We start from the raw sequence: 5,028 nt of genomic DNA on the forward strand, positions 1-5,028 counted from the left end.
TGTTACGACGGTGTAAGCCCAAAAAAGACGATACCACTGGAATATTTTTACCCAATGGTCAATCGAAGAAGAAAGGATTGAATCGCGCTATAAGGGATGCCGCGTGGAATGAGTTGATCTTAAAGATTGAGTATCTAGCTGCGTTCGCGAAGCGCGTGCCGGAGGCATCAGCGAGGAAAGGTCGTAATTAAGGTCAATCCAAAACATTCTAGTACTGAATGCAGAAATTGCGGTCATATAGACCGTAGTAACGTGCGATTCGTTCCAGGGAAACCTAATGATAGGGGGATGTTGGACATTAGTTAAGTAACCCATATGGGTAGAGTTCGCACTTTACATCCTTAACTAATGATAACTAAATCACCTTGGTAGTGAGAGAAAGTATCCTAGAAACCTCAAGTCTACCCCCGCAGGTGCAGCGGTGACAGCACTATCCCTACTCAGGCGAATGGTTATCAAATGGGTAAAGCGGGATAGAAAGCAGGTAATTCCAAACCGTACAGAAAATCCCTGCAAGCATGAATCCATGAGTAAAGCGTAAGCCTGAAATCACAACCGAACCATCGTAAGGTCTAATGGGCAACGACGGTTAATTAGCCCAAGCCAAAAGGCAAGAATAATCGACATGAGCAATTGTTGCTTTGACTCATAAGCACTGTCCTTAAATCCGGTGGAGAGTGATACTCTAAAGATTCAAACAAAAGGTGATTTGTCACGAAGTAATCCGCTGTTTTCTCTTAACCTGGTCGATAGTTAAGTAGGAAACCATCCTTAAGAAAGCAGCGGCTGGGATTGCCTAAAAAGCTAAAGCCTGAAGTAACGTTCAGGATACGCAGACAGGGGCACTTCAAACTTGGAATATAGAGTTGCCAGTAGCAATATATATGTCTAAAGCCGAATTAAAATTCAGGATGGAATGGGAACACGATATACCTATCTGCAAGCGATTATATTCCAGCCAAAACTGGAGGGAATTGCGCTGGAAAGATATAGAAAAACCTGTTTACAAGTTGCAAAAACGAAGCTATAAAGCCAGTAGTCGTGGTGATGTCAAAGCCGTCCGCAAACTTCAGAAAACCCTAATGAGGGCTTGGTCGTCAAAATGTCTAGCAGTCAGACGGGTAACACAAGATAATCAAGGTAAAAAGACGGCTGGTGTGGATGGTGTGAAAGCACTATCTCCAGAGGCACGTACTGATATGGTAGGGCAATTAAAACTAACGGGTAGAAGTAAACCAACTCGCAGAGTATGGATTCCAAAGCCCAATGGTGAAAAACGCCCCCAAGGTATACCCACAATATTCGACAGAGCATTACAAGCTCTAGTAAAGCTAGCACTAGAACCAGAATGGGAAGCGGTTTTTGAACCAAATTCGTTCGGGTTTCGACCAGGACGGGAGTGCCATGATGCAGTCACAGCAATATTCAACGCAATCAGGCATAAACCAAAATATGTTCTGGATGCCGATATTGCCAAATGTTTTGACCGCATAAACCACCAAAAACTGTTGGAAAAATTAAACACCTTCCCGACCATACGGAGACAAATCCTCGCCTGGTTAAAAGCTGGTGTTATAGATGGAAAGGAATTATTTCCTACAACAGAAGTCCCGCCGCAAGGTGGAGTAATTTCGCCACTATTGGCAAATATTGCTCTACATGGAATGGAAGAACTAATCAAAGGTTTATCTGAAACATTCGATCTGACTCGTTCTTGTGGAAGGTATCAACTGCCCAAACGAGATAAAAGAGATGCAATATCAGTAATCAGATCTGCCGATTTTCGTAATTCTCCACGAAAGCCTAGAAGCAATTCAAAGATGTCAGGAAATAATTTCAGAATGGTTAATTGGCATAAGTTTAGAGTTCAAGCCAAGTCTAACAAGAATTTCGCCGAATTTTGAAAAGTCTGAAGGAAAAATTGGGTTGGAATTTTTAGGATTCCACATTCGGCAGTATAAAACTGGTTTATACCGAAGTGCCAGGAATTCTAAGAAAGAACCACTAGGTTTTTGCACCCTCATTATGCCCAGCAAGGAAAAACGCCAAATACATCAAAAGCACATTGCCAAAGTCATAGACAACCATAAACATTCCAAACAATCCGAATTGATTCAATAACTGAATCCAATTATCAAAGGATGCGCCAAATATTACTCAACAGTAACTTGTGTAAAAGTATTTGGAAAAATGGAATCCCTAGTTTATCAAAAACTCAGAGCCTGGGCATCGCCGCTGTCATAAAAGTAGCCTACATGAAATATCTAATAAATCCAGGCACACCGTCGGTAACGAAAAATGGAGATTTGCCACAAAAAACGGGTGGCAACTTACAAAGCATACTGACATAGATAAAAAAGAATATGTCAAAGTGCAAGGAAGTAGAAGCCCATATGACGGCGATTGGGTCTACTGGGGTACACGAATGGGAAATCACCCAGAAGTTTCAAAGAAAATGACAACATTACTAAAGAGACAGAAGCGAAGATGTAACCATTGTGGGCTGCTTTTTAGATATGAAGACTTGATTGAAATCGACCAGAGCAATCCCAAATCAAAAGGAGGAAAAAACAACTATGGTAATCTTCAAGCGCTTCATAGACACTGCCACGATCAAAAAACTGCCACTGACGGCAGTAACGGTACTCATGACATAGAGCCAAGTCATTGAGGAGCCGGATGAGGTGAAAATCTCACGTCCGGTTCTGTAAGGCGCGACCTGAAAGGTCGTTTGGCACGTGGAGCCTACTCCACTAAGGGATTCACACCCCTTACTCTCGCGTAAAAGACTCTATCTCAGAGTCCGGTCACGGTCAAATAGGTAACGAAACAACCGGAGTGCAGACCACGAATGTAGCCGAAGCTGACAGCCTAAGTCGGTCAGGAGCTAGAGAGAGTTCTCGAATGGTGAACGAAAGTGAACTATCGGTAAACGGCGTAATACCGGGAATGTCCAAATAAGGCTGATAGGACAGTATGGGTGGATTCATAACTCTTTTATTTATGAGTCGTGTGAACTTGAACCCATCGCTGAACAGATAGCACCTAACCGAGAATGTAAAACCAAACGATACGACAGGGTAAGTCCTACAGAGTCTAGGAGAGGTCGAAAACTCCTAGTAGGTCTAAGGTAACGAGGACACAATTCTCTGGAGGATAGAGGATAGGTTAAAAAGCGAATGCTGACTTGTAATGAGTCAGATAGGAGTTCAAAATTTGCTCCTGAACGAAAGTAATAGCAGACTTAACCTCGGTCTAATACGAAATGATGAAATGACTGGGAAATCGAACTCAATGATAAGTTATATCCTGCCATGAAAATGACTGTAAACGGACAAAGAGAACGGCTGAAAGACTGGAGCCAGCTCAACTGGAGACAGATGACTAAAGCCGTCATAAATCTACGTCGAAGAATCTTTCGTGCCTCAGAGACTGGTAATTTCCGCCAGGTGAGAAACTTGCAGAAATTGATGCTAAGAAGTTACGCCAACCTATTATTGTCTGTCCGACAAATCACTCAAACCAATCAAGGTAAACAAACTGCTGGTATTGATAAGGAGGTAATCAACTCACCAGCCCAAAGAGTGGAATTTGTTAATACATGGAATGGGGGAAACCAACAACCCGTTCGTCGGGTAGAAATCCCCAATAAAAATGGCAAAATGCGTCCCCTCGGTATCCCAACCGTCAGGGATAGAGTCATGCAGGCAATAGTTAAAAATGCACTGGAACCTGAGTGGGAAGCCAGATTCGATCCTAATTCCTATGGGTTTCGACCAGGCAGAAGTTGTCAAGATGCTATCGAACAATCATTCACCAGATTAAGTGACAATCCCAGAGGTAGCAATGATAAATGGGTTCTAGAAGCTGATATTAAAGGCTTCTTCGATAACATCGCCCATGAATCCATCCTAAAAATGATTAGTAACTTCCCAAAAAGAGGGCTAATCCAAGGATGGTTAAAAGCTGGATTTGTTCTCAAAGGCAAACTAAACCCTACAGAGACGGGCACACCACAGGGAGGAGTCATTTCCCCCCTGTTAGCCAACATCGGATTGCATGGATTAGAAACATATATAAAATCCACCAATAAACGATTAGGTGTGGTCAGATATGCTGATGACTTTATCCTCACGGCTAGAGATAAGGAAAGTCTCGAAACTGCCAAGCTCCAGATTCAAGCGTGGATGTCAGAAAGAGGACTTAAACTCAGTGCCCAGAAGACGTTAATTACGTCAATAGAAGATGGCTTCAATTTCTTGGGTTATAACCTCAGACAATATGACAGGAAACTGTTAATTAAACCCGACAAACCTAAAGTTCTCGACTTCTGTAGGAGAATCGGTCAAGAGATAAAAAGTCTGTCCGGGAGCAACCAAGAAGCAATAATTAGAAAGCACAATCCAATTCTCAGAGGTTTTGCTAACTACTATAGAGGGGCAGTTAGCAAACAAACCTTCAGTTACATAGCACACAGGGTGTGGGAATACCTCTGGCGGTGGTGTAAACGCCAACATCCAAAGAAAAACACAAAATGGGTCAGTCAAAGATACTTCAAAACCATTAAATAAATGGACGTTCGCTAGTACAATTAGCGACCGCCAAGGAAAAGAGAAAATTATTACTCTTTATCCAATAGAGCGCCCATTGAACGTTACGTAAAGGTCAAGGGGGATGCTTCACCTGATAACCCTCTCCAACAAGAATACTGGACTAAACGAAACCAAAGACAAGGCAAATCTTATTGGAGCAGAGCGAGTAAATATTACTCAGTTGCTCAAAATCAAAATTGGAATTGTCCTATCTGCGGGGAACCACTATTAAATGGGGAGGAAATTGAAACCCACCACATCGTACCTGTTGCTATTGGCGGTACTGACGACGAGTACAACCTACAGCACGTCCATCTAGCTTGTCACAAACAGGTACATTCCAAAACTAAAACCCAGTCTCAAAAGGCTGGAAGTTAGGCTTGAGCGCAGTGAGTTGGAAACTCTCATGCTGCGTTCTCAGGAGAGGGGAGAGCGG

Annotated in this window: 6 protein-coding genes and 1 pseudogene; all 7 read left to right on the forward strand. The window is 42.7% G+C overall.

Going from position 1 to position 5,028, the window contains the following annotated elements; genetic code table 11:
• Nucleotides 1–191: pseudogene (locus tag ACE1CM_RS17435) on the forward strand (RNA-guided endonuclease TnpB family protein); the annotation flags it as partial.
• Nucleotides 187–306, forward strand: a complete 120-nt coding sequence (locus ACE1CM_RS17440) for a hypothetical protein (RefSeq protein WP_374878793.1) — start codon at nucleotides 187–189, stop codon at nucleotides 304–306. The pseudogene ACE1CM_RS17435 and the gene ACE1CM_RS17440, both read left to right, overlap by 5 nt.
• Before the next feature lie 578 nt (nucleotides 307–884).
• Nucleotides 885–1,904, forward strand: a complete 1,020-nt coding sequence (locus tag ACE1CM_RS17445) for a reverse transcriptase N-terminal domain-containing protein (protein WP_374878789.1) — start codon at nucleotides 885–887, stop codon at nucleotides 1,902–1,904.
• Nucleotides 1,905–2,133: 229 nt separating this feature from the next.
• Nucleotides 2,134–2,244, forward strand: coding sequence for a group II intron maturase-specific domain-containing protein (locus ACE1CM_RS17450; RefSeq protein WP_374878795.1), 111 nt, complete (start codon nucleotides 2,134–2,136; stop codon nucleotides 2,242–2,244).
• Between the two features lie 211 nt (nucleotides 2,245–2,455).
• The gene (locus tag ACE1CM_RS17455) at nucleotides 2,456–2,671 is read left to right on the forward strand and encodes an HNH endonuclease (RefSeq protein WP_374878797.1); all 216 of its coding nucleotides are present in this window, start codon (nucleotides 2,456–2,458) and stop codon (nucleotides 2,669–2,671) included.
• Between the two features lie 643 nt (nucleotides 2,672–3,314).
• Nucleotides 3,315–4,571, forward strand: a complete 1,257-nt coding sequence (gene ltrA / locus ACE1CM_RS17460) for a group II intron reverse transcriptase/maturase (RefSeq protein ID WP_374878791.1) — start codon at nucleotides 3,315–3,317, stop codon at nucleotides 4,569–4,571.
• A 231-nt stretch (nucleotides 4,572–4,802) separates the two neighbouring features.
• Complete coding sequence (locus ACE1CM_RS17465) at nucleotides 4,803–4,970, forward strand: HNH endonuclease (protein ID WP_374878798.1); 168 nt, start codon at nucleotides 4,803–4,805, stop codon at nucleotides 4,968–4,970.
• The last annotated feature ends 58 nt before the right edge of the window (nucleotides 4,971–5,028 follow it).

This window comes from Microseira sp. BLCC-F43, from assembly GCF_041929235.1.
Lineage (GTDB): Bacteria > Cyanobacteriota > Cyanobacteriia > Cyanobacteriales > Aerosakkonemataceae > Microseira.